We start from the raw sequence: 22,545 nt of genomic DNA, 5'->3' as shown, positions 1-22,545 counted from the left end.
CCCCGCGTCCCGATCAGCCCGCCGCTGTCACCCAGTGCTCCCAGGGCTGGGCCGCGATCCACTCCGCGACCGGCGTGAGCCGGATCCCGAGCGTCCGCTCCACCAGCTCCGGGTCGCCGTCCAGCAGGTCCACCCCGGCCTCGGTGGCCGCGTGGTGGTAGACACCGGCAACGCCCGCCGCCGTCCCGGCGCCGAGGGCCTGTGCCAGGCCGGCTTCGAAGTCGGCGGCCGGCAGCGGCAGATAGCCGACCTCACGACCCAGGACCTTGGCGAACGCCGCCGCGAGCTCGGTGCCGGTGACCGCCTCCGCGCCGCCCAGGTCGATGGTCCGGCCGAGCAGTTCCGGACGACCCAGGGCCGCGACCGTGGCGGTGGCCAGGTCGCGGTGCGACAGCCACGCCACCCGGGCCCCGGTCGGCAGTGGATAGGCCAGCACCCCGTCGTTCACCAGCGCCGGGCCGGTCCACGGGCTGAAGATGTTGTCCAGGTACACCGGCGGACGCAGCACGACGAGCGGGATCCCGCTCTGCCGCAACACCTCCTCGGCCGCCCGCCTGGTCTCGAACGCCGCATGGGACGTCAGCCCGTCCGGGATCCGGGTGTTGGCGTTGTACACCACCTGGCGGACGCCGGCCGCGCGGGCGGCCTCGGCGACGTTGCGCGCGAAGCCGAGCACGGTCTCGGTGTCGTAGACGAGCGGCAGCACCACGGACGCGTGCGTGATCCCCTCGAACGCCCGCCGGACTTCGGCCGGCTTCCCGAGGTCGCCGTACACGATGGTCGCTCCGGGGATCTCGACCTCGGGCCGGCCCGCCTCCGGCTGCCTGGCGAAGCCCCGGACCACGTGCCCGCCCTCGGCCAGCAGCCGCGCGACCGCGCCGCCCTGATAGCCGGCCGCCCCCACCACCAGGTATTTCGGCTGCTCGGTTCCACTCATGTCCGGTATGACCTTTCGTACGATCCGACAGAGCTACATCAACAGTATGGTGAGGCCGGTGAGTTAGGCTCAATAAACAAAACTGTCCTCCGATTTAAGGATCATCCGAAGCCTTGATCGCCGACGATGTGCTCAGCAAACTGCTCACGCCACTGCGACTGCGTGGCGTGTTCCAGAGCCGATGGACCGCAGGGGCGCCCTGGGCGGTACAGGGCAGTGAAGAACACTGCGCGGTCATGCACTATGTGATCTCCGGTCAGTGCCTGCTCACCCTCGACAGCCGCCCGGGGCCGATCCAGCTGCACAGCGGCGACCTGGTGCTCTTCCCCCACGGGACGGAGCACACCCTCTCCGACGCCCCGGACCGGACCACCCTGCCCCTCCATCTGGCACTGCCCGAGCGGCCCCCGGGGGCCACCGGCGTCATCCGGATCGGCGGCTCCGGGGACGAAGTCCAGCTGATCTGCGCCGGCCTGCACTACGCGCCACTCGGAGAGTCGCCACTCTACCGATCATTACCACCGCTGATCCTGATTACACGTCAGGTACTGGACAAAAATCCTCTCCTGCTGCACACCCTGGACAGTCTGGTGGCCCAATGCCTGCAGACGGACCCCGGGAACACGGTAATCACCCTCAGAGCGTTCGAGATGGTGCTGCTGCTCGCGCTGCAACTGTCCCTCGGCGAAGGGCTGCAGCCCTCCCCCGCCCTGGAGGCCGTCCAGCACCCGGGGATCAGCAAGGCCCTGTCGGCCATGCACTCCGACTTCGGCAAGCCCTGGTCGCTGCCCGAGCTGGCCCGGGAGGCCGGGATGTCGCGGTCCTCGTTCAGTTCGGCCTTCCGTGAGCTGCTGGGAGAGTCTCCGGCCCGCCACCTGACCAGGCGTCGGATGCAGGAGGCCGCCAGACTGCTCACCGAGACCGCCGACAGCCAGCACTCGATCGCAGCCCAGGTCGGCTACCAGAGCACGGTCGGCCTCCACCTCGCCTTCCGGAAGTGGTTCCAGATGCCGCCGGGGGAATACCGCACCACCTACGGTTCGATCTCCGTCTCCGCAGACAGACCGCCCACACCTGACGAGATCGAGATCGACCTGACCGCCTGCCCGACCATGCTCTCGTACGCCCGAAGCCGCGCAGCTGGGCATCCCGGCGACGGGTGAGGAGACGAACAGCGTCCGCCTGGTTCAGATCCGTTCCGGGGCCTCGATCCCGAGCAGCGACAGCCCGAGGGTCAGCACCCTCGAGGTGAGGGCGGCCAGCACCAGTCGGGAGTCACGTACGTCCGGTGCATCGGCGGCCAGGATCGGGCAGTTGGCGTAGAAGGAGGACAACGTGCTCGCCGTCTCGTACAGGTACCTGCAGAGCTTGTGCGGGGCGTAGCCCTGCGTCGCCGCCGCGCACGCCTGCGGGAACCCCAGAATCCGCAACAGCAGGTCTCGCTCGCGCGGGTCGGGAGATCACCACCGGCGTCCCGCCGGCCGGCTCGGCGCCCGCCTTGCGCAGTACCGAGCGCATCCGGCAGTTGGCGTACTGCAGGTAGACGGCGGTGTTGCCGTCCATCGCGAGCATCCGGTCCCGGCCGAAGACGTAGTCCCTGCGACGGTCGTTGGCGAGGTCGGCGTACTTGACCGCGCCGATGCCCACCGCGCGGGCCACCACCGTCTGCTGATCCTCCGTCAGACATCCCCGCTCGGCGATCTCCGTGGCCCGGTCCACCGCCTCGACGAGCACGTCGACGAGCTTCACCGAGCCACCCGCGCGGGTTCGGATGGTCCGACCGTCCTCGCCGAGAATCGAACCGAAACCGATGTGCTCGGCGCGGTGGTCGCCGGTGAGCCAGCCTGCCTCCCGCAGCACGGCGAACACCATCTCGAAGTGCTGCGCCTGCGGGCTGCCCACCACGTACAGCAGGTCGGTGGCACCGCGCTCCTCGATCCAGTACCGCGCGGTGGCCAGATCCGTCGAGGCGTAACCGTAGCCGCCGCCCCGCTTACGAACGATCATCGCCTGCGGGTCGCCGTCGCGGTTCGTGAAACCCTTGGGAAACGCGCAGATTGCGCCGTCGCTGACCTTGACGAGTCGCTTGGCGCTCAGCTGCTTGACGACGTCCGCCAGGAACGGGTTGTAGAAGCTCTCGCCGTAGACGTCGTCAGGGGTGAGCTGGACGCCCAGGATCGCGTAGACCTGCTCGAAGTGCTCGGCCGACTCGTCGACGAGCCGCCGCCACAAGGCCAGCGTCTCCTGGTGGCCGCCCTGGAGCAGCACGACGCGGCGGCGCGCGCGGTTCGCGAAATCCGGCTCGGCGTCGAACTTCTTGCGCGCTTCCTGGTAGAAGCCGTTGAGGTCGCTGATCGAGAGGTCGCCGATCGAGGAGAGGCCGGTCGAGGAGAGGCTGATCGAGGGGAGATCGGCCGAGCCGGTCCGGCCCTCGTCCACCATGTGCTCGATGAGCATGCCGAACGGCGTTCCCCAGTCACCTATGTGGTTGTGCGGGACGACCTCGTGCCCGGCGAACCGCAGCAGCCTGCTGATCGCATCGCCGAGCACCGTCGAGCGCAGGTGCCCGACATGCATCTCCTTCGCCACGTTGGGACCGGAGTAGTCGATCGCGATCCGGCGTGGGCTGTCGACCAGCGGGACGCCGAGCCGCTCGTCGTCCAGCAGGGCACTCGCCCGGCCGGCCAGCCATTCGGGAGTCAGCACCAGGTTGATGAACCCGCTACCGGCGATCTCCGGCGGCTCGACGAGGTCGGCTGCGTCCAGGCGCGCCACGATGTCCGCTGCGATGTCCCGTGCGTCGCGGCCCGACGTCCTGTCCGGACCCACCTTTCGGGCCAGACTCAGCGCGACATTGCTCTGGTAGTCGACACCGTCCCGCCTGGACGGCCGGATCACCGCCTCGTCCGAGGTGATGTGGAGGTCCAGTGCCGCCGCCACCGCCGCAGCCACTCGTCGCCCCAGTTCGACGCCCACGTCACCGTGCACCACTGTCATGACCTCCTGGTCTGTTCCGCGCCGGGCCGGCTCGAAGATCGCTTCGGACGGTGTGCTGGACGATGTGCCGCCGGCCCGTCGGTGCCGGCGCGCATGGCGGACGACGTGACCCCGGCCAGCAGCACGGCCACCATGGCGCAGGCCACTGTGGCGACGTGGATGCCGTCGACGAACGCCTGCCGGGCGGCGGCGACGGCCCGGGCGGACTCCGCCGGCATCGCCGGGGCGTCGGTCAGCGCGCCACCGATCGACTCGCGCAGCCGGCCCGCCTGTTCTCCGGTCAGGCCGGAGGGAAGGACGAGTCGCGCCCGGTAGACGGCGTTCAGCACGCTGCCGATCAGTGCGATGCCCAACGCACCGCCGACCTCGAAGGCCGTCTCGGAGATCGCCGCGGCCGCACCCGCGCGGCCGGGTGGAAGCGCCTCGACCACGGTGTGATTGGTGACGGCGACGCTCAGGCCGGCGCCCGTCCCGAAGACGAGCATCGCCACCAGCACCACCGGGTAGTTCGCCGTCGTGTCCACCGGCAGGCAGAGCGCGCAGCCGAGACCCGTCAGCGCGAGGCCCACGGGGACGACCCGGCCATGTCCCCACCTTGCGAGCGCCGGGGCCGCCGCCACCCCGCCGACCACCGCCGCCGCCGCGCCGGGCAGCCCGGCCAGTGCGGAGCTCAACTGCGACCAGCCCAGCACGAGTTGGAAGTACTGCGCGAACATCAGGGACAGCGCGGCGGTGACGAACATGGCGACCAGCGCTGCGGACACCGACCCGGCGTACTCGCGGCGGCGGAACAGCCGCATGTCGATCAGCGGCTCGGCCAGCCGGGTCTGCCGCCGGGCGAACAGGCCCAGCCCGCCGATCCCGAGCAGCGCGGCGACCACGACCCTGGTGTGCAGGGGTCCGCCGTGGACGCTCTCCTTGACGGCGTGAGGAAGTCGCCGCAGCAGTCCGCTTCCTGGCCTCGTCCGAGGCGTCCTTCATCACCGGTGCCGTACTGCCTGTGGACGGCGGAGCGGGGATGGGCCATTGAGCCCGGGGCCTCGCCCAGCTCATCGGGAGGTCATCCCTCCCTCGCTCCCACCAGGCCGGGGACAGTTCGACGACGGGCAGGCCGGGCGCATCGGAGCAGCACCACGCCGAGAACCGGGCCCGGAAGCCCACGCGGCCCGCCGCGGCGGCGGTCCGGCCATGGATCGTGGCCGTCAGCCGGCTCGCGACCGCTCCCTGAGGCCGGACAATTTCGGCATGGCGCGGGGCGATGCCACTGACCTGCGGCGGTTCCATGAACCGGCCCGGATCGCGTCGTCGCGGCTGGGCGCGAAGCCGCCGGTCGGAAGAACTTACGGCCACGACGCCGCGTTCAACATCGAATGCATCACCAGCCCCGCCACCGCGCCCACCATGCGGACCGTGAGCCTGCTCCGCCGGGCACCGCGCTGAGACTCAGCCGGACTCGGCACCGGGCCAACGGGCGAGGACGGCCGGATCACGTACCACGACCTGTCCGCGCGAAACGACGATCAGGCGGTGCTCGGTCAGCACGCGCAGGACCCGCACCACCGACTCCCGGGAGGCGCCGACCGCTCCAGCAAGCTCCTGCTGGTTGACGGTCAGGCGGCGAGCCATACAGTCCGCCGCGTCCGGCACCGGAGTCCCGTAACTCTGGGAGAGCCTCGCGAGGACCAGTGCAGTACGTGCGATCGTCGGCAGCGCACCGAGGTCCGCCCGGCCGACGTCGGATTCCCGCAGCCGGACAGCCACGCACCGCAGCACGGCCAGCGCGAGTCCGCCGTGTGCTTCCATGAGGGCGGCGAATCTCGGCGCCGGTACGGCCACCCCCGCCACCTCCCCCATCGCTGTTGCCGTCGCGGACCGGGGCCCACCATCCACGCAGGACAGCTCACCGAGCAATTCGTCCGGTCCGCGCAGAGCAAGGAGGCTGGTGAAGCCGGTCGCGGATACCGCGGTGACCTTCACCAAGCCCCGTTGAAGGAGAACCACTCGATCCGCGATGTCACCCTCACGCATCAGGAGCTCACCGCGCCGCCAGAGCACCTCCTGGCCCGCAGACCTGATCAGGCGTCTCCACTCTTCCGACAGCGCCGATCCGGCCATCACTCGCCCCCTTCGAACTCCACCGTAACTTGCCTCCCGTTCCCTCTGGGCAGTTTGACGCAGACGGGCCCCTCCGCCTCAGGTACAAAGATGATCAGTCGGTCGCCTCACCGCGGACTGGCCCCGGAATTCCACTGAATGGGAGAACCACATGAGCGCCCCGACCATCGGAACCAACGGCCTCTCGCTCCCAGGACGTTCAGGCGCCACCACTCCGGTAGCCACCGCCCCAGTCGCCACCGCCGCTGGGCTCGACGCAGCCTGGCGCATCCACGGCTCGCTGTCCGAGTGGGTCGGCCGGGTGGACGTCAAGGCCTCGTTCGCCCTGAGCCTCGAAACAGCGGCTCTGGTGGCGATTACGAGCGTCGCGCAGACCACGCCGATCTCCGGGACATACTCGCAGGGGCGACAGACGGCCACCGTCGTAGACCTCTGGCTCAGCGCGGTACTCGTCGCCGCCGCCCTCGTCTTCGCGATTGCGGCGGTGGCTCCCCGCATCGGTTCCCGTGGCGAGACCGACGACTGGCGGCACAATGTCATCTACTTCGGTCATCTGAGGCACTGGAGTGCCGACGAGTTGGCCGACGCGCTAGCCGAGCGGGACCTGCTTCCGGCACTGAGCAGGCAGTTGGTGACGCTCTCCCGAATCGCCTGGGCGAAGCACGTACGGGTGCGCATCTCGCTGGTCCTGGGCGGGGCCGGGATCACACTGGCCACCCTGCCAGCGATGATGAACTCTGTAGCGTAAGCAGACTGACGACAGCTCCACCGATCTGATCGACCAGAAACGGAATCGCTCCATGGACACCGCCGTTCCAGCCCATCGTTGGGACCTGCCACCTGAACACACGCTCTTCGCGGTTGACATCAAGGATTTCAGCAAGGCTCCCGAGCATCGCCAGCCCATGCTCCGTCAGGCCCTGGACAGCGCGCTGGAATCGGCCTTCATGCAGAGCGGCCTACCTGCGGAGTGGAAGAGCCCGACGTACCGCCAGGACACTGGTGACGGCTGCATACTCGTCCTCCCGCCGGCCCGCACCTGGCGGCTGGTCGACCCGCTGATCCGGCTCCTGGACGAGGAGTTGCACAGCTACGAGCAGCAGCGACAGCGTGACGACCCGCCGCTGCTCGTGCGGGTGAGCGTGCACGTCGGGCCCATGCCCGAGAGCAACTTGGCGGATGCCATCAACGACGTGGCGCGGTTCGTCGACAGCGACGCCGTCCGGGCGGGTATCGCCGCCGCGAGTGCCCATGGGAGCTACACCGCCCTCGCGCTGTCCGACGAGATGTACCGACGGGTGGTCCTGGCCCGCCGGAGCAGGCTTCTGCCGGAGCGGGACTTCCTCGCCGCACCCGCCACCGTACCGGGCAAGGGCTTCACCCGAACCGCGTGGATCCATGTGCCCAGGCTCAGCCCCAGCGTGGTCGCCCAGTACCTGGAGAAGAGCGAGGCGCCCGCCGTCCAGGAGGAGGCCAAGGGGACCACGGCACCGGTGACCCCAAGCGGAATCCAGGTGTCCGGCAACGTCAACATCAACACCCTGGCCGACAACATCAACACCCTGCGGACCCGACAGATCAACCACGCCAGCCGGGCCTCCGATGAAGGGCAGCTCAACGGGTGAACACCGACGATCACCGGACAGTGGACGACCTGGAGGGCCTGCTCGCGTCGCTGCCCGCACAACACCGGGCGTCGGACACCGACTTCGGGAGCGGGCCACCGCGGTTCATACTGCCGCCACCGTCCGACCCCCGTGCCGACCGTCCCCGGCGGGACGCGTTCCCGTCCCGGATCACCAACATCGATGTACTCGCCAATCACATCGAGAACCTGAACCAGGAGACTCGCAAGCGCGACGTCCTCGACGGAACGGAATTCAACCGGGCCGAACTGGTCCGTTCCGCCGTCTTCCTCCAGCCGCCGGAGTGGGAGCAGGCCTGGTCCAACGGTGCCGACGTGCTTCGGCCAGGCGGCAGCTACGGAGTTCTCCTGATCGTATCGCGCCGGGGGTACGGCGCCACCACCTTCGCCCGGCAGCTCAGTGCCCGCCATACCGCAGCGGAATCCACCCTGCTGGACCTGGAGGCCGACTGGAGTCAGCCGTCCACCGGACGGCTCCCGCTCGAACCTGACCACACCTACCTGTTGGAGTTGAAAGATCCCGAGAGCGACCGCTTCGACAGCGACTTCCTCGACCGTCTTTCGAAGTTCGCGGAAAGGCTGCGCCAGGCCAACTCCCACCTGGTGGTGACCGCCACGGACGAACTGTGGGCCGGCCACCACAGCTGGTCCGGGCCGGGGATCAAGGTCGTTCACCTGCCGGCACCACCGAACGCGCAACAACTCGTCGAGCACCATCTCAGTGCCAAGGGCCTGGGCCCGCTGATCCAGTACGTCCAGTCGGCGAACGCCAGGGCATCGATCCAGGGGCGCGACGCCGTCGAGGCCATGCGCTGCGTGGAGACGGTCGTCCGGCAATGGGCCACTCACCGGCAGCGACAAGCCACCGCCGACAGCAACGGCACACAGGGCCCTGTCGATCGCCCCGCGAGAATAGAGCACCTGGCGGCCCCAGCCATACCGGCCGACGGATTGCGGGCGCAGATCGAGCTGGCACTTGCCGACTGGCGCGAGCACTTCGACACGCTCTTCAACGACCCGGCCAGACCGCCCTCCGTCAAGGAGGCTCCGCTCTCACTCTCGGACCGCTGCCTGCTGCTCGCCCTGGCCATCCACCGCACCGCGCCGGCCTCGGTGATTGGTGCGGACGCCCACGCTCTGGAGAAAGCCATCGAAGCCGCGTCCGGCGGGCCGCAGGCCGTCGGCTCGCCCAACATAGGAACGATCTTCGCCGGGCGAGGCCTACGCCCGCGTCTGCTGGCACTGTCCGCAGATGTCGACCCGCAGGACCGAGTCACGTTCGACCGCCCCGGGTACTCGGAGGCCGTTCTCGGCTATGTCTGGGACAACTTCCCATCGTTCCGCCCGGTGCTGATGGAATGGCTGGTGTGCCTGCCGGTCCGTCCGCGGACCGCCAGCGATCCCTCGCCACGCGCCCTGTCCGCGCTGATCCTCCGTCACCGGAAGTCACAAGACCTCGACAAACTAAGGGAGTTGGCGCTCCAGGCCGACCGCGCGGCACTCCTGGTCACCGTCACCGAGCGTGCACTCAAGGACGACCACATGAGCGGCACCACCTGGAAGTCGCTCTCGAAGTGGGCGAAGCAGACAGCACCCGTCCGGGCGGTCGTCGCGGACGTCTGCCGGGGAGTCCTGATCGACAAGAACAGCACGCAGAGCGCTTGCCGGTTGGCAATGACCCGGCTGCGCAATCTTGTCCAGACGGACGACCGCACGATCCGGGCCCAGGCGCTGGACGTCTTCGACTTCCTCGCGCCGAGGCCCGGCATGCGCCCGATGCTGGTTCGCGAAGTCGAGAACTGGCTGGTCAGAGAGCGGCCTGCCCCTGCGGGACGACTGGCCCTCCTCGCCCTGATGCGCTGCGAGGACGCCGGGCGCCCTTGGCTGTTCGGCCCGGCATCCCCACTGGTGGAACCTCACCTCCTGAGCGGACTCCGGGAGTTGTTCGGCGACCTTGCCGAGTCGCCAGAGGTCATCGCCCGCGCGGCGGCCTGGCTCCGCAGCACTGCTACGGACCACACTGCCGCCGACATCGTCCTCGGCCGGCTCGCGCCCACGCTGCGTGGCCACTCGCAGGCCCAGGCGGCCATGGACCTGTACCAGGCGGTCCGCGAGACGACTCTTCCGGACGGCAGCCGGGTCGGCGACCACCTCTTCGACCGCATATCGCGCCCGGAGATGCCCCCGGAATCGAGACAGCCCGTGACGGATGGTCCGATGGTCTCAGTCGGCACCCTTTGAACAGGTGTGCGGATGCCGACACTCGGGACGGCGTGGCAGTCTAACGATCTTGGGTGACATGGGGTTGGGTGTGTTGGCCCGGCGACTCGGCTATCGCGCAATCAGCAGCACCTTCCACCAGTCCCTACAGCCCTTGACGCCAAGTCAGGCCGGTCTTGACGAGGTACTGGGCCGGAGGAGGTGGACGGGTTCCGACTGAGGCTGCTTGGTGCAGCCGGAACCCGTCCGCTGCCTTCCCACAACAGCCGAACGGAACACATCCGTCGCCTGGCAGACAGTGTTGGCCTTCATCACCACCTCCAGGCTCACCAAGCCACCTACTTCCCGGCTCGGTTTCGGCTTCTACCCGCTCCCGCCAGGCGGGTTCACCGCAGCATGTCGGCCTCCCGTACGCGGTGGAGGTGGATGAGGACGTCGTAGGACGAACCGATCGCGATGTTGTCGAGTGGGCAGGGGTATTCGGTGCCGATCTGGCGAGTGGGGCGGGCGGTGTCCAGCCAGGCGCGGGCCGTAGCCGGGGCGCTGCGGGTGTCGAGGAAGTAGTCGGGGTAGCGGACCTGGTCAAGGGTGTACTCGTTGCTGCCGGGAGCGGCCGCGTCCACCCTGAACTTCTTCCACGGGCCGTCGAGGCTCTTGTCCTCCGACAGGAAGGAGCCCTGGTCGAAGGTGGTTCCGATCGCGAGGTAGGCCTTACCGAGCGTCTCGCGCAGGAACGCGCCCTGCACCTTCGGGTAGTTCTCGGGCTCGGCGGTCACATATCCCACATGCCCGTCGTGCGCCGACAGCAGCATCCGGTCACCGGTGTGTCGCTGCCACCAGGCGACGTTCTCGGCCATCAGCCGGTCGCGGTAGAGCATTGCGGCGGCCTGCGTCTTGGAGTCGTCGAAGTCGTAGGCGAGGAACGCGGCGGTCTGCGCGATGGACCGGGCGTGCTGCACCGTCCACTCGAACTCCTCGCCGTCCGCACCCCATTGGCCTTCCAGCAGCTCCAGGGCCTGCTGGGCGTTGGCCGCCAGCCGCTGCCGCTCCGCCAGCGGTCCGCCCATGTAGGCGATGGCGTCGTCGAGGGGGCGCAGGCCGGTGTAGAGCTCGGTGAAGCGCGGCAGCAGCTGCGGGTGGTGCCGGCCGACGTAGCCCGTCACCCGCTCGAAGAAGTCGTCGCCCACCCTGGGAGCACCGACGTCGTCACCCATGAAGTGGACCCGGCGGCCGGGGCAGCGCCGGTTGTGGCCGCGCATCCACTCGATCAGATGCAGGAACTCCTCCCGCCCGAACGGCGATCCGCCCAGGGCCTCCTGCACGACCTGACGCGCGTCCCCTCGGCCGCTCTGGACATACTCGTCGAGCAGCAGTCCCGACGGCCAGCCGATCTCCAGGGCGAAGGTGGTGAAGCCCTTCTCCTCGACGAGATACCGGAAGACCCGCTCCTTCAGGGTGAAGAACTCGTGCGACCCGTGCGTGGCCTCGCCCAGGCCCACCACCGTGGCGTCGCCGATCATCGCCCCCAGGGGTCGCAGGTCGGCGGTGTCCGGCCCCGGTTCCGTCGACCGCAGCGGGTGGGCCGCCCGCTCGAGGGCGTGGACCGGGTCCTGGCCGGCAGGCATCGCCAGGGTCTTCTGGTCCGCGCAGGCCGGCGTGGGAGCCAGCAGCGCCCCCACAGTGGCCGCGGCCGCCAGCAGCAGCGGGCGTCGCCGTATCGTCAGCTTCTCGGTCACAAGCGCCTCCTGGGCCAGAAAAGTTGCCGGGGATTCCCGGCCGGTCTCCAGCCCATCACCCGGCCGGTGCGTTCTCGTCCGAGCCCGGGACGAGAACGCGCGGGGGACCGGGGTCCATCGGAGGGGTGGGACCAGGACCCTGGTCCCACCCCGGGCTCCGCCTCCGGTCCGAGTGGTCGGCGGCGGAGCGGTGGAAGAATGGTTCGCGCACGCCGGTTGCGGCGCACCGGGCAGGGCCCGGGGCGCGGGCCGCCGCAGACATCCGCAGAGGAGAACCACCAGCATGGCGATGCGCCGACCGCTGCCGCCGGACGCACCGCACGGACCGAACGCACCGCGCACACCGCAGGCGCCGCAGGCACCCGACGAGCCGGGCGCCGACTCTCCCTGGACCCGCAACGACGCGCTGGTGGCTGCCGGTTCGGCCGTCATGGACCTGTTCGGCTACGCGATGACGAGCCTGGACGACAACCGGCCGCCCGGCCTCCTGGGGCTGGTGCTCTGTGTGGTGACGGCGCTGCCGCTGCCGGTCCGGCACCGTCACCCGCTCGCGGTCCTGGCCGGGGTGCTGGCCGGGAACCTGGTCCTGAACCTGAGCGCGCCGCTGTCGCACCACTTCCCCTGCACCACGGCGGTGGCGCTGTTCGCCGTCACCCGCCACCGCCCGCTCGCGGTCGCCGTGCCGGCCGGGCTGACCGCCGCCCTTGTCGCGGTGACCAGCCGCGGGCCGCGCCTGAGCCTGAACGGGGCGGACCTCCTGGGCGGCCTGCTGGCGAGTGTGCTGGTGGTCGGCACAGGCGCCGTGCTCAACCGCTGGCAGCGCGAGGTCGAGGCCCGGCGCCGGTTGCTGGCGGAGCGCGCGGTGGCAGAGGAACGGCGGCGGATCGCAAGGGAGTTGCACGATATCGTGGCCCACCACATCACCACCATGCAGCTGATGGCCGGCGGCGCCCGGGCCAACCTGGGCGGCGACACCGAGGTGGTGCGCGAGGCCCTGATGACACTGGAGAGCTCCGGCCGCCTGGCGCTGCGCGAGATGCGCCAGTTGCTCGACGTCCTACGGGCCGACGACGAGCGCGAGGTCATCCCGGCCGCGCCCCAACCCGGCACCGCCGACCTCGAACGGATCGTCGACGAGTCGCGGCTGGCCGGCCTGCCCACCGAGTTCACCGTCCACGGCACGGCGCGCCCGCTGCCCCCGACCACCGACCTGGCCGTCTTCCGGATCGTCCAGGAGTCGCTCACCAACGCCCGCAAGCACGCCGGCCCGGCCAGCGCCCGGGTCGAGCTGACCTACCGGCCGCAGTCGGTCACCGTGAAGGTCAGCGACAACGGCTCCGGCCGGTCGCACGGTCACAGCGGCGCGGTCGCAACCCCGGGATCGGGCAGGCAGCGCGGCGGGTACGGTCTGATCGGCATGCGGGAGCGGGCCGCGCTGCACGGCGGCAGCCTGGCGGCCGGGCCGCTGGCAGAGGGCGGGTTCCGCGTCGCGGCCAGCCTGCCGCTCGGCCCGGCCGAAAGCGTCGACGGGGAGGAGCTGCCCCTGACGAGCCCAGGGCGCAGCTCGTGAAGCCCGCCTCCTGCCCCGGCTGTCGGCAACCCAGCTGACGACTCCTCAGAATTGGCCGGGCTCCTGAACGGTCCCGGCACAGAGTGCCCAGATGATGAAGATGTCCACGGCAATCAGCACGATGGCCCAGAACGGGTAGTACGGCAGCCAGAGGAAGTTGGCGAGCAGGCTCAGACCGGCGAGCACGACGCCGACGGCCCGGGCCCACAGCGCTCCGCCGATCAGCGCGAAGCCGGCCAGCAGGACGACGATGCCCAGGACAAGGTGGATCCAGCCCCAGCTGGTCAGGCTGAACCGGAACACGTAGTGCGCCGTGGTGACGAACAGATCGTCCTTGGCGATGGCGGCGATACCCTCGAAGATCGCCATGGCACCACCGAAGATCATCAGCGCCGCCGCGAGGACGGTCCAGCCGGATCTCAGGACATGCCGCGTGCCGCCTGGGCTGACGCTCCCGGCCGGCGGTTGGTTGAGGTTACTGGCCATACGGGCCTCCCTGGTCAGGGGAACCGTCCGGCCTGCCGGGCAGACTGGCCGGCGGCTCTCAATCCAGCGTTCCACGGCGGCGCCGACTTCGCGCGCCGCACCGGCCCCACTCGTACGCACACTCCCGGTGGTGGGCCGAGCACTTTGAGTATCTCCTGGGACGGCGGACTACGTGACCGCCGAGCTGGACGAAGGGTCCGACCCAGGGAGAGTGCGCGATGGCCTCAGGCACGTCCGAGCCGGAGCCGGAGGAGGCAGGCCACCGGGAGCCGGCCGACGGTCCGCCTCCCCAGACCGGATCACCGGGTCAGCCCCCGCCCGACCAGGCGCCCCCGGCGGCCCGGTCGACCGGACCGGAACAGCCCTCGGCGGCGGGGGCGGGCGAGGTCGACGAGCTGCGGCGGCGGCTCGCGGCGCTCGAGAGCGCCACGCCGCAGCCCGGCCAGAAGCACCGCCTGCGGACCTCGGGCGCGGTCGTGCTGATCATCCTGGCCGCCGTCCTGTCACTGCTGTCGGTGATCGCGGTCTGGACGAGTGACATCGTCGGCAACACCGACCGGTACGTGCAGACGGTCGCCCCGCTGGCCTCCAACCCCGATGTACAGGACGCGGTCACCGGCCGCGTCACCACGGCGGTCCTGGACCAGATCGACGTCAAGGGCCTGGTGAAACAGCTGTCCGACGCCGCCGCGCAGCGGGGCGTCCCGCCCCAGGCCGCCGGTCTGATCAACGGCCTGAGCGGGCCGATCACCAGCGGCCTGACAGATCTCGTCAGCACGACCGTGCACCAGTTCGTCTCCAGCAGCGCGTTCGAGACGCTGTGGGTCGACGCGAACCGGGCCGGACACGCCGCCATGACCAAGGCCTTGACCGGCCAGGGCGGGGGCGCGGTCTCGCTGAACAACAACCAGGTCACCGTCGACATCGGGCCGATTGTCGCCCGGGTCAAGGACCAACTGGTGAGCTCCGGCTTCGGCGCCGCCGCGAAGATCCCGAACGTCCACACCGACATCGTCGTGTTCGCCTCGAAGGACATCGGCAAAGTCAAGGGGTACTTCCGCCTGCTGGAGATCATCGGCAACTGGCTCCCGGTGATCACTGTGCTGATCGCCGCTGCCGGGGTGTTCCTGGCCGCGAACCGACGGAGAGCACTGGTCGGCGCCGCCCTCGGCGTGGCCGCCGCCATGCTGCTGACCGGCATCGTCCTCACGGTGTTCCGGTCCTTCTACCTCGACCACCTGCCCCCCGGCGCGTCCCAGGCGGCCGCCGGGGCGGTGTACGACGCGCTCATCCGGTTCATGCGCGCGAGTGTGCGCAGCGTCGGGGCGTTGGCGGTGATCACAGCGCTCGGAGCGTTCCTGATCGGCCCCTCACGGGTCGCGGTCGCGCTGCGGACCGCCTGCCGCAGGGGCGTCGGGGCCGTCCGCGAGGTGCTCACCTCGCACGGGATGGGACTTGGACCGGTCGGCGGCTTCGTCCACCGCTTCAAGCGCTGGATCGGAGCCGCGATCCTGCTGGTGGCGGCGGTCGTGCTCTTCACCTGGAGCTACCCGTCAGCGGCCGTGGTGACCTGGATCGCCGTCGCCGTGCTGGCCGCCTTCGCCGTCCGGGAGTTCCTCGACGCCGCTCCGGAGACGGGGTCCGTGCACACGCCGGCGCCCGGCTCCGGGAGCACGCCACTCTGAGCCGGATCGGTTCGCCACGCCGACAGCTTTCGGCGGGCCGCTGGGTTACCGGTTTCGGGCCGGCCGGAGTTGGCCCGGGAGTAGCTTTCGAGATACCTGAGATCTACTCATGTTGGTGATTCGCGCCCGGAACACCCGATGCGGCACAGTGGGCGCATGAAGGCGGAGACAGCCGGGCCCGAACAGGCCGTCGGCACCAGCGCACCCCGGCGACGGCCGGTGCAGCGGCGCAGTCTGGAGCGGTACGAACGCCTCCTCGACGCCAGTGCGGGCCTGCTCGACGAGGTCGGGGCCGGCGCGCTCACCACGAAGGAGGTGGCGCAGCGCGCGCGGGTGCCGATCGGCACCCTCTACCAGTTCTTCTCCGGCAAGGAGAGCCTGCTCGCCGCGCTCGCCGCCCGGAACCTGGACCGCTACCTGGACCGGCTCGCCCGCCGCATCGAGGCCGAGAACCCGCAGGGCGTGGCCGGGTTCGTCGACCTCGCCGTCGAGGAGTTCGTCGCGATGAAGCGGACCGTGCCCGGCTTCGGCCAGGTCGACTTCGGGCTGGTGGACCGCCTTCCGGCCGAAGGAACGGCCCCGACGGACCCGGCAGAGTCGGCCGAGCCCAGCGACCCCGAGCACCTGCTCGACGCCGAGCTCGACAACAACGAGGCTGTGGCGGTCCGGCTGCGGGTCCTGGGCGGGGCGATGTTCGGCTCCGAGGGCTTCCCGCTGGCCCTGCGGGTCGCACTGGAGTGCGCCGACGCCGTTCTCAAACTGGCCTTCCGGATCGATCCGGACGGCGACCCGACCATGATCGCCGAGTGCAAGCGCCTGCTCCGCTGCTACCTCGCCGACCAGGACCCGGCCTGATCCCGGTCTGATCCCCCCGCTGCTCCCCCGCAGCTCCCACGGCTCCCAGCCGTCCCATTGCGGCCGGAGCGGCGGCGCCGCACAGTGGAGACGGGACCGACCCTCCCGCACGGCGGCGGACGGCAGGTCCGCCGACGCGGCCCTCGCTCTCGGAGGAGCAGACATGCAAGCCACGGTAGGCGACCAGATCCACATCCACAGCAAGTCGGTGGGTATGGCGGACCGCAGGGGCGAGATCACCGAAGTGCGGGGCGCCGACGGCGAGCCGCCCTACCTCGTCCACTTCGAGGACGGTCACGAGGGGCTGATCTACCCCGGACCGGACACCGTCATCGAGCGCCAGCAGCAGCGGTAGCCCACGCCCCTCCCGCTTGCCCGGGAGGCATCCTTGCCCCCACCCCCGCCGCTGCCAGGGCCGCCGGCCCACCTCACCCCACTGCTGGAGAACTACGGGTATCCGGCGGTGGGGGCCTTGGTGTTCCTGGACAACTGCGGCGTCCCGGCCCCGGGGCAGACCGTTCTGGTGCTCGAAGCCAGGGTCAGAACCGCAGCGAGAACACCTCGAACGACGACGCGTAGCGGACGCCGAGCCCCTCGCCCGCCGCCCGGGCCATCGGCTCCAGGAAGGCCGCCACGTTGGCCGGATCGCCGCCGAGGCCCTTCAGGTACGCCTTGTGCGCCTGCAGCGAGACGACCCCGGCGGCGAAGTGGTCGGTGGTGTCCACGGCGTGCCGGGCGTCGGGCGAGCCCGCCGCCCAGACCTGGCGCACCCCGCCCCACGGCTGGTGGCCCTCGGCCGTCAGCTCGCGGAAGACCCAGCGGTTGCCGGCGTCCCGGACGGCGTCCAGGGTGGCCCGGCCGACCGCGATGTGGTCGGCCTGGTTGGGGAAGACCCCGCCGTAGGTGTCACGGAAGTTGGTGGTGATCACGATCTCGGGGCGGTGCCGGCGCACGGTACGCGCGATGTCCCGGCGCAGGCGCGGCCCGTACTCCACCACTCCGTCGGGGTGGCCGAGGAACTCCACCACGTCCACCCCGACCAGCGCCGCCGAGGCGAGCTCTTCGGACTCGCGGACGGTCCGGCACTTCTCCGGCTCCAGCGAGTCGATACCGGCCTCACCGCTGGTCACCATCACGTAGCCGATGCGCTTGCCCTGGGCCGTCCAGCGGGCGATCGCCGCCGCCGCGCCGTACTCCAGGTCGTCGGGGTGGGCGACGACGGCGAGGGCGGACTCCCAGTCCTCGTCCAGGGGGAGAAGCGGCGGCGCTGCCTGCTCTGTCACGTTCTCACTCCGCTGTCCTGATCGAGTAGTTGAAGTCCGCATGGCCGAAGTGACCCATCAGCCGCAGCCAGAACGGCATCAGCATCTCCATGCCGCGCGCCGCCGCGATCCCGCCGAGGTCGAGCACCGAGCCGGCCGGCCAGCCGAACTGCTCCAGCACCGCCGTCACCTGCGCCTTCGCCTCGACGTCCTCGCCGGCGATGAAGAGGTTGTGCTGCCCGGGCACCCGGCGCGGGTCCACCATCACCATGGCGTTCACGGTGTTCAGGCCCTTGACCACCCGCGTGTCCGGGAACTCCCGTTGGATCTGCTCGCCGACACTGTCGGTGTTGACCGGGTCGAGAGTCAGCTCGCCGGTGGGTGAGAAGACCAGCGGGTTGGAGACGTCGAGCAGCACCTTCCCGGCGAGCTGCTCGGCGCCCGCGGCGCGCAGCGCCTGAAGCGAGACCGTCCCGGAGGTCGCGTTGATCACCACCTCGCCGAACGCGGCGGCGTCCGCGAACGTACCGCAGTGTCCGCGCGCGCCCGCCTGCTCGGCCCAGGCGAGCGCGCCGGTGTTGTCCTTGGTCCGCGAGCCGAGCGTCACCTCGTGCCCGAGCGCGATCAGCTTGCCCGCCAGAGTCCGGCCGACGGTGCCCGTCCCGATGATCCCGAATCGCATCGCTCGTCTCCCGTTCGCAGCGCGGCCCTCGTCACCGCATGCTAACTGACACTCAGTCAATTGACCGACAGGCTCAGCCAACTGAGGTTGGCCGACGGGGCGGCCTACTCGACGGTCACGCTCTTGGCGAGGTTGCGGGGCTTGTCGACGTCGCGCTCCAGCGCGACCGCCGCGTGGTAGGCGAGCAGCTGGAGCGGGATGTTGAGGAGCAGCGGGTCGAGTTCGGGCTCGCTCTTGGGGATCAGGATCGAGTGGTCGGCGAGCTTGGCCTCGGGGGCGCGGTGGCCGATGGCGAGGACGCGTCCGGAGCGGGCCTTGATCTCGCCGAGGGTGGTGAGGTTCTTGTCGAGCAGCTCGTCGTCGGGGACGAGGGCGACGGTCGGCAACTCGGGGCTGATCAGCGCCAGCGGTCCGTGCTTGAGCTCGCTCGCCGGGTACGCCTCGGCGTGCACGTAGGAGATCTCCTTGAGCTTCTGCGCGCCCTCGCGGGCGACGGGGTAACCGCGCACCCGGCCGATGAACATCATGCCCGCGCTGCCCGCGTACTCGGCGGCGAGCTTTGCGATCTCCTCCTCGCCCGCGAGGATCTCGCGGATCTGGCCGGGCAGCGCCTTGAGCCCGGCCACGATCCGGCGGCCGTCGGCGGGCGAGAGGTCGTGGATCCGCCCGAAGTGCAGGGCGAGCAGGGCGAAGGCGATCACGGTGGAGGTGAACGCCTTGGTGGAGGCGACCGAGATCTCCGGCCCGGCGTGCAGGTAGATGCCGCCGTCGCACTCCCGGGCGATCGCGCTGCCGACGGTGTTGACCACACCCAGCACCCGCCCGCCCTTGCGCTTGATCTCCTGGACGGCGGCCAGCGTGTCGTACGTTTCGCCGGACTGGCTGACGGCGACGTACAGCGTGTCGGCCTCGATCACCGGGTTGCGGTAGCGGAACTCGGAGGCCGGCTCGCTGTGCGCGGGGATCCGGGCCAGCTCCTCGATCAGCTGGGCGCCCATCTCGCCCGCGTAGTACGCCGAGCCGCAGCCGAGGATCTTCACCCGGCGGATCTCGCGCAGCTCCCGGGCGTCCAGGTTGAGGCCGCCCAGGTGGGCGGTGGCGAACCGCTCGTCGAGCCGGCCGCTCAGGGTCCGCTCCACGGCCGAGGGCTGCTCGTGGATCTCCTTGAGCAGGAAGTGCTCGTACCCGGCGGTGTCGTAGGAGGCGATCTCCCAGTCGACCGTGGACGGCTGGCGGGTCACCGTCCGCGCGTCCTCGGTGAAGGTGCGGAAGCCGTCGGCGCGGACGGTGGCCAGCTCGCCGTCCTCCAGGTGGACGACCTGGCGGGTGTAGCGGACCAGGGCCGCGACGTCGGAGGCGACGAACATCTCCTTCTCGCCGATGCCGAGCACGATCGGGCTGCCGTTGCGCGCGACCACGATCCGGTCGGGCTGGGTGGCGTCGAGGACGGCGATGCCGTACGTACCCACCACATGGGCGAGCGCGGCGCGGACGGCGTCCTCCAGCTCGGTGCCCTCGACCGCGTGGGCGGCGATCAGGTGGCCGAGCACCTCGGTGTCGGTCTCGGAGGTGAAGACGGCGCCGTCGGCGAGGAGGCGGGCGCGCAGCTCGTCGGCGTTCTCGATGATGCCGTTGTGGACGACGGCGATCCGGCCGGTGTTGTCCGTGTGCGGGTGGGCGTTGGCGTCACTGGGCTCACCGTGGGTGGCCCAGCGGGTGTGACCGATGCCCGTCACTCCCTTGAACCTCGGCGGTACGGCGGCGGCCAGGTCCGCCACCCGGCCCTTGACCTTGCAGACCTTGAGCGTGCCGCCCTTGCCCGCGACGGCGATGCCCGCCGAGTCGTACCCCCGGTACTCGAGCCTCTGCAGGCCCTCCAGGAGGAAGGTGGTCGCGTCCTTGGGCCCGATGTAGGCGACGATTCCGCACATGGGTGGGGCTCCTTCAGGTCTTCGTACAGGCGGTTCTTCATACGGATCGGGCATGGGTCAAGCCGGCCGGGACCGCTCAGCCGTAGACGATCCGGCGCAGCTGGCGGGTGGACAGGACCGGTGCGGCGACCCGGCGGGCGGCGAGTTCGGTGCCGATCCGGGCGAAGATCTTCTCGTTGGTGAGGCCGCGTGCCTGCAGCTCGCCGTGGCGGCGGCGGACGTACTCCTCGGTCGGTTCGGCGAAGTACGCCAGCACCTCCGCGACCACCCGCGCCGCCTCCCGGGGCCCGAGCGGGCTGATGCGGGTGAGGTGGGCGAGCAGGTCTTCGTGAGGGTGCGGTGAGGCGGACACGAGAGGGGACTCTAGGCGCCGCGCCAGCAGAAATCCAAGAATCCTGCCCGAAATCGGGCACGGATTGCGGCATTCGGCCCTCTTGATCTCCACCCTACCGGCGCGTAGCGTGATCATATCGACACACAAACGAGATGCTGGGGGCTATTACATGTGCGGACTGACGGGCTGGGTCGCATTCGATCGCGATCTGACCAACGAGCGCAGGACACTCGACCTGATGACGGAGACGATGGCCTGCCGGGGCCCGGACGCGGGCGGTGTGCACCTCCAGCCGCACGCCGCACTGGGCCACCGACGGCTCGCCGTGATCGACCTCGACGGCGGCAAGCAGCCGATGATCGTCGAGGAGGACGGCCGTCTGCTGGCCTCCCTCACCTACACCGGTGAGGTCTACAACTACCAGGAGCTGCGCACCGAGCTGGAAGCCGCCGGGCACCGCTTCCGCACCAGGAGCGACACCGAGGTCGTGCTGCACGCCTACCTCGAGTGGGGCCGCAGCTTCGTCGACCGGCTGAACGGCATGTTCGCCTTCGCGATCTGGGACGCCCGCGCCGAGGAGCTGCTGCTGGTCCGCGACCGGATGGGCGTCAAGCCGCTCTACTACTACCGGACGCCGGACGGCGTGCTCTTCGGCTCCGAGGCCAAGGCCGTCCTCGCCCACCCGGACGTACCGGCCAGCGTCGACCTGGACGGGCTGCGCGAACTGCTCGCCATGACCAAGACACCCGGCCACGCGATCTACCGCGGCCTGGCGGAGGTCGAGCCCGGACACCTCGTCCGGGTCCGCCGCGAGGGGCTGACCAAGCACCGGTACTGGGCCCTGGAGGCCCGGGAGCACACCGACGACCTCGACACCACCATCGCCACCATCCGCTCGCTGCTGGACGACATCGTGCAGCGCCAGCTGATCTCCGACGTCCCGCTCTGCTCGCTGCTCTCCGGCGGGCTGGACTCCAGCGCGATCACCGCGCTGGCCGCCAAGAGCCTGCGGGAGGGCGGCCACGGCGCGGTGCGCTCCTTCGACGTCGACTTCCCCGGCCAGACCGAGAACTTCCGCCCCGACGAGCTGCGCGGCACCCCGGACGGGCCGTTCGCCCGGCTGCTGGCCGACCACGTCGGCGCCGACCACAGCACCATCGAGCTGGACGCCGCCTCGCTGATGGCACCCGAGTACCGCCGCGCCGTGCTGCACGCGCGCGACCTGCCGACCGGCTTCGGCGACATGGACACCTCGATGCTGCTGCTCTTCAAGGGCATCCGGCAGCACTCCACGGTGGCGCTCTCGGGCGAGTCGGCGGACGAACTCTTCGGCGGCTACCGCTGGTTCCACGACCCGGAGGCCGTCGCCACCCAGGCGTTCCCGTGGGTGGCGGCGATGACCTCGCTGGCCGGCCCCGGCATCGCCCCGCGCGAGGGGCTGCTCTCCCCCGACCTGCTCGCCAAGCTCGACCTGCCGGGCTACCAGGCCGACCGCTACCACGAGGCGATCGCCGAGGTGCCGTACCTGGAGGGGGTCGACCCGGTCGAGCGCCGGATGCGCGAGCTCAGCTACGTCAACCTGACCCGGTTCGTCCGGATCCTGCTGGACCGCAAGGACCGGCTGAGCATGGCCTCCGGGCTGGAGGTCCGGGTGCCGTTCTGCGACCACCGACTGGTGCAGTACGTCTTCAACACGCCGTGGTCGATGAAGACCTTCGACGGGCGGGAGAAGAGCCTGCTGCGCGCCGCCGTCCGCGACGTGCTGCCCGCCGCCGTGGCCGACCGGGTCAAGAGCCCGTACCCGAGCACCCAGGACCCGGGCTACGCCCGCATCCTGCAGAGCGAGCTGGCCGCCCTGGCCGGCCAACCGGACTCCCCGGTGCACGGCCTGCTCAACGCCCGGACGGTCGCCGACGCGCTCACCCCGGACGCCGACCCGCAGGCGGCCCGCCTCGGCATCGAGGTCGCCCTCGACCTGGACGCCTGGCTCCGCGACTACAACGTGTCGCTGCAGATCTGAGGCCGCTCCGCCGGCCGGCCGGGACCGGATGCCCCCTGGGCACCCGCTCGCGGCCGGCCGGCGGTCACTC

The 22,545-nt window shown here is 70.5% G+C and carries 20 protein-coding genes and 2 pseudogenes; 11 read left to right on the top strand and 11 right to left on the bottom strand.

Features of this window, described 5'->3' with window-relative positions:
• Positions 1-13 precede the first annotated feature (13 nt).
• Positions 14-937 (bottom strand): NmrA family NAD(P)-binding protein, encoded by a 924-nt coding sequence (locus P3T29_RS24980; RefSeq protein ID WP_280718860.1) that lies wholly within the window; start codon positions 935-937, stop codon positions 14-16.
• A gap of 113 nt (positions 938-1,050) precedes the next feature.
• Here P3T29_RS24980 and P3T29_RS24975 point away from each other — a divergent pair, with 113 nt between their 5' ends.
• Entirely contained in the window at positions 1,051-2,100 is a 1,050-nt protein-coding gene (locus P3T29_RS24975; RefSeq protein ID WP_280718859.1) for an AraC family transcriptional regulator, read from the top strand.
• 24 nt (positions 2,101-2,124) lie between these two features.
• Here P3T29_RS24975 and P3T29_RS32740 read toward each other — a convergent pair whose 3' ends face one another.
• The 3 genes and pseudogenes from P3T29_RS32740 to P3T29_RS24965 all read right to left on the bottom strand — a co-directional run bounded on the left by P3T29_RS32740 (position 2,125) and on the right by P3T29_RS24965 (position 4,815).
• Positions 2,125-2,367 carry a DALR anticodon-binding domain-containing protein gene (locus P3T29_RS32740; protein ID WP_348532862.1) on the bottom strand — a complete coding sequence of 81 codons (243 nt, stop codon included), beginning with the start codon at positions 2,365-2,367 and terminating at the stop codon, positions 2,125-2,127.
• Between the two features lie 118 nt (positions 2,368-2,485).
• Positions 2,486-3,934, bottom strand: a pseudogene (gene argS, locus P3T29_RS24970) (arginine--tRNA ligase); the annotation flags it as partial.
• On the bottom strand, positions 3,931-4,815 hold the full coding sequence (locus P3T29_RS24965) for an MFS transporter (RefSeq protein ID WP_280718857.1): 885 nt from the start codon (positions 4,813-4,815) through the stop codon (positions 3,931-3,933). The pseudogene argS and the gene P3T29_RS24965, both read right to left, overlap by 4 nt.
• A 47-nt stretch (positions 4,816-4,862) precedes the next feature.
• Between P3T29_RS24965 and P3T29_RS24960 the strand changes: the two are divergent.
• A pseudogene (locus P3T29_RS24960) lies at positions 4,863-4,964 on the top strand (SDR family oxidoreductase); the annotation flags it as partial.
• Positions 4,965-5,179: 215 nt separating this feature from the next.
• Positions 5,180-5,374: a hypothetical protein gene (locus P3T29_RS24955; protein WP_280718856.1), complete on the top strand. Its 195-nt coding sequence runs from the start codon at positions 5,180-5,182 to the stop codon at positions 5,372-5,374.
• A 3-nt stretch (positions 5,375-5,377) separates the two neighbouring features.
• Here P3T29_RS24955 and P3T29_RS24950 read toward each other — a convergent pair whose 3' ends face one another.
• Positions 5,378-5,737, bottom strand: a complete 360-nt coding sequence (locus P3T29_RS24950) for a Crp/Fnr family transcriptional regulator (protein WP_280718855.1) — start codon at positions 5,735-5,737, stop codon at positions 5,378-5,380.
• Positions 5,738-6,200: 463 nt separating this feature from the next.
• Here P3T29_RS24950 and P3T29_RS24945 point away from each other — a divergent pair, with 463 nt between their 5' ends.
• The 3 genes from P3T29_RS24945 to P3T29_RS24935 all read left to right on the top strand — a co-directional run bounded on the left by P3T29_RS24945 (position 6,201) and on the right by P3T29_RS24935 (position 9,935).
• Positions 6,201-6,797 carry a Pycsar system effector family protein gene (locus tag P3T29_RS24945; RefSeq protein WP_280718854.1) on the top strand — a complete coding sequence of 199 codons (597 nt, stop codon included), beginning with the start codon at positions 6,201-6,203 and terminating at the stop codon, positions 6,795-6,797.
• Positions 6,798-6,954: 157 nt separating this feature from the next.
• The gene (locus P3T29_RS24940; protein WP_280718853.1) at positions 6,955-7,674 is read left to right on the top strand and encodes a hypothetical protein; all 720 of its coding nucleotides are present in this window, start codon (positions 6,955-6,957) and stop codon (positions 7,672-7,674) included.
• On the top strand, positions 7,671-9,935 hold the full coding sequence (locus tag P3T29_RS24935) for a hypothetical protein (RefSeq protein ID WP_280718852.1): 2,265 nt from the start codon (positions 7,671-7,673) through the stop codon (positions 9,933-9,935). The genes P3T29_RS24940 and P3T29_RS24935 overlap by 4 nt, the downstream gene beginning before the upstream one ends.
• A gap of 365 nt (positions 9,936-10,300) precedes the next feature.
• Here P3T29_RS24935 and P3T29_RS24930 read toward each other — a convergent pair whose 3' ends face one another.
• On the bottom strand, positions 10,301-11,650 hold the full coding sequence (locus tag P3T29_RS24930; protein ID WP_280718851.1) for an erythromycin esterase family protein: 1,350 nt from the start codon (positions 11,648-11,650) through the stop codon (positions 10,301-10,303).
• Between the two features lie 283 nt (positions 11,651-11,933).
• Here P3T29_RS24930 and P3T29_RS24925 point away from each other — a divergent pair, with 283 nt between their 5' ends.
• Positions 11,934-13,220, top strand: coding sequence for a sensor histidine kinase (locus P3T29_RS24925; RefSeq protein WP_280718850.1), 1,287 nt, complete (start codon positions 11,934-11,936; stop codon positions 13,218-13,220).
• A gap of 45 nt (positions 13,221-13,265) precedes the next feature.
• Here P3T29_RS24925 and P3T29_RS24920 read toward each other — a convergent pair whose 3' ends face one another.
• Positions 13,266-13,607 carry a hypothetical protein gene (locus tag P3T29_RS24920; RefSeq protein WP_280718871.1) on the bottom strand — a complete coding sequence of 114 codons (342 nt, stop codon included), beginning with the start codon at positions 13,605-13,607 and terminating at the stop codon, positions 13,266-13,268.
• Positions 13,608-13,924: 317 nt separating this feature from the next.
• Here P3T29_RS24920 and P3T29_RS24915 point away from each other — a divergent pair, with 317 nt between their 5' ends.
• The 3 genes from P3T29_RS24915 to P3T29_RS24905 all read left to right on the top strand — a co-directional run bounded on the left by P3T29_RS24915 (position 13,925) and on the right by P3T29_RS24905 (position 16,601).
• Positions 13,925-15,391: a hypothetical protein gene (locus tag P3T29_RS24915; protein WP_280718849.1), complete on the top strand. Its 1,467-nt coding sequence runs from the start codon at positions 13,925-13,927 to the stop codon at positions 15,389-15,391.
• A 156-nt stretch (positions 15,392-15,547) separates the two neighbouring features.
• A complete protein-coding gene (locus P3T29_RS24910) occupies positions 15,548-16,246 on the top strand; it encodes a TetR/AcrR family transcriptional regulator (RefSeq protein WP_280718848.1) in 699 nt (232 codons plus the stop codon).
• Positions 16,247-16,409: 163 nt separating this feature from the next.
• Positions 16,410-16,601, top strand: a complete 192-nt coding sequence (locus tag P3T29_RS24905) for a DUF1918 domain-containing protein (RefSeq protein WP_280718847.1) — start codon at positions 16,410-16,412, stop codon at positions 16,599-16,601.
• Positions 16,602-16,785: 184 nt separating this feature from the next.
• Here the strand turns inward: P3T29_RS24905 and P3T29_RS24900 are convergent, their stop codons facing one another.
• From P3T29_RS24900 to P3T29_RS24885, 4 genes are all read right to left on the bottom strand, one after another.
• Positions 16,786-17,529 (bottom strand): PIG-L family deacetylase, encoded by a 744-nt coding sequence (locus P3T29_RS24900; protein ID WP_280718846.1) that lies wholly within the window; start codon positions 17,527-17,529, stop codon positions 16,786-16,788.
• A gap of 4 nt (positions 17,530-17,533) precedes the next feature.
• On the bottom strand, positions 17,534-18,190 hold the full coding sequence (locus P3T29_RS24895; RefSeq protein ID WP_280718845.1) for an NAD(P)-binding domain-containing protein: 657 nt from the start codon (positions 18,188-18,190) through the stop codon (positions 17,534-17,536).
• A gap of 104 nt (positions 18,191-18,294) precedes the next feature.
• Positions 18,295-20,121, bottom strand: a complete 1,827-nt coding sequence (gene glmS / locus P3T29_RS24890) for a glutamine--fructose-6-phosphate transaminase (isomerizing) (RefSeq protein WP_280718844.1) — start codon at positions 20,119-20,121, stop codon at positions 18,295-18,297.
• 76 nt (positions 20,122-20,197) lie between these two features.
• Complete coding sequence (locus P3T29_RS24885) at positions 20,198-20,473, bottom strand: hypothetical protein (protein WP_280718843.1); 276 nt, start codon at positions 20,471-20,473, stop codon at positions 20,198-20,200.
• Positions 20,474-20,624: 151 nt separating this feature from the next.
• Here P3T29_RS24885 and asnB point away from each other — a divergent pair, with 151 nt between their 5' ends.
• Complete coding sequence (asnB, locus tag P3T29_RS24880) at positions 20,625-22,475, top strand: asparagine synthase (glutamine-hydrolyzing) (RefSeq protein WP_280718842.1); 1,851 nt, start codon at positions 20,625-20,627, stop codon at positions 22,473-22,475.
• Positions 22,476-22,545 lie beyond the last annotated feature (70 nt).

Source organism: Kitasatospora sp. MAP5-34 (genome assembly GCF_029894335.1).
Taxonomy (GTDB): domain Bacteria; phylum Actinomycetota; class Actinomycetes; order Streptomycetales; family Streptomycetaceae; genus Kitasatospora.
This window is presented reverse-complemented; position numbering and strand designations above follow the sequence as displayed.

What these genes read in the sequence shown, in the direction of transcription:
- P3T29_RS24950 (WP_280718855.1), bottom strand. Translation starts at nt 5,737, where the DNA reads ATGGAAGCACACGGCGGACTCGCGCTGGCCGTGCTGCGGTGCGTGGCT.
- P3T29_RS24980 (WP_280718860.1), bottom strand. Translation starts at nt 937, where the DNA reads ATGAGTGGAACCGAGCAGCCGAAATACCTGGTGGTGGGGGCGGCCGGC.
- asnB (WP_280718842.1), top strand. Translation starts at nt 20,625, where the DNA reads ATGTGCGGACTGACGGGCTGGGTCGCATTCGATCGCGATCTGACCAAC.
- P3T29_RS24910 (WP_280718848.1), top strand. Translation starts at nt 15,548, where the DNA reads ATGAAGGCGGAGACAGCCGGGCCCGAACAGGCCGTCGGCACCAGCGCA.
- P3T29_RS24925 (WP_280718850.1), top strand. Translation starts at nt 11,934, where the DNA reads ATGGCGATGCGCCGACCGCTGCCGCCGGACGCACCGCACGGACCGAAC.
- glmS (WP_280718844.1), bottom strand. Translation starts at nt 20,121, where the DNA reads ATGTGCGGAATCGTCGCCTACATCGGGCCCAAGGACGCGACCACCTTC.
- P3T29_RS24940 (WP_280718853.1), top strand. Translation starts at nt 6,955, where the DNA reads ATGCTCCGTCAGGCCCTGGACAGCGCGCTGGAATCGGCCTTCATGCAG.
- P3T29_RS24945 (WP_280718854.1), top strand. Translation starts at nt 6,201, where the DNA reads ATGAGCGCCCCGACCATCGGAACCAACGGCCTCTCGCTCCCAGGACGT.
- P3T29_RS24920 (WP_280718871.1), bottom strand. Translation starts at nt 13,607, where the DNA reads ATGATCTTCGGTGGTGCCATGGCGATCTTCGAGGGTATCGCCGCCATC.
- P3T29_RS24955 (WP_280718856.1), top strand. Translation starts at nt 5,180, where the DNA reads ATGGCGCGGGGCGATGCCACTGACCTGCGGCGGTTCCATGAACCGGCC.
- P3T29_RS24905 (WP_280718847.1), top strand. Translation starts at nt 16,410, where the DNA reads ATGCAAGCCACGGTAGGCGACCAGATCCACATCCACAGCAAGTCGGTG.
- P3T29_RS24895 (WP_280718845.1), bottom strand. Translation starts at nt 18,190, where the DNA reads ATGCGATTCGGGATCATCGGGACGGGCACCGTCGGCCGGACTCTGGCG.
- P3T29_RS24915 (WP_280718849.1), top strand. Translation starts at nt 13,925, where the DNA reads ATGGCCTCAGGCACGTCCGAGCCGGAGCCGGAGGAGGCAGGCCACCGG.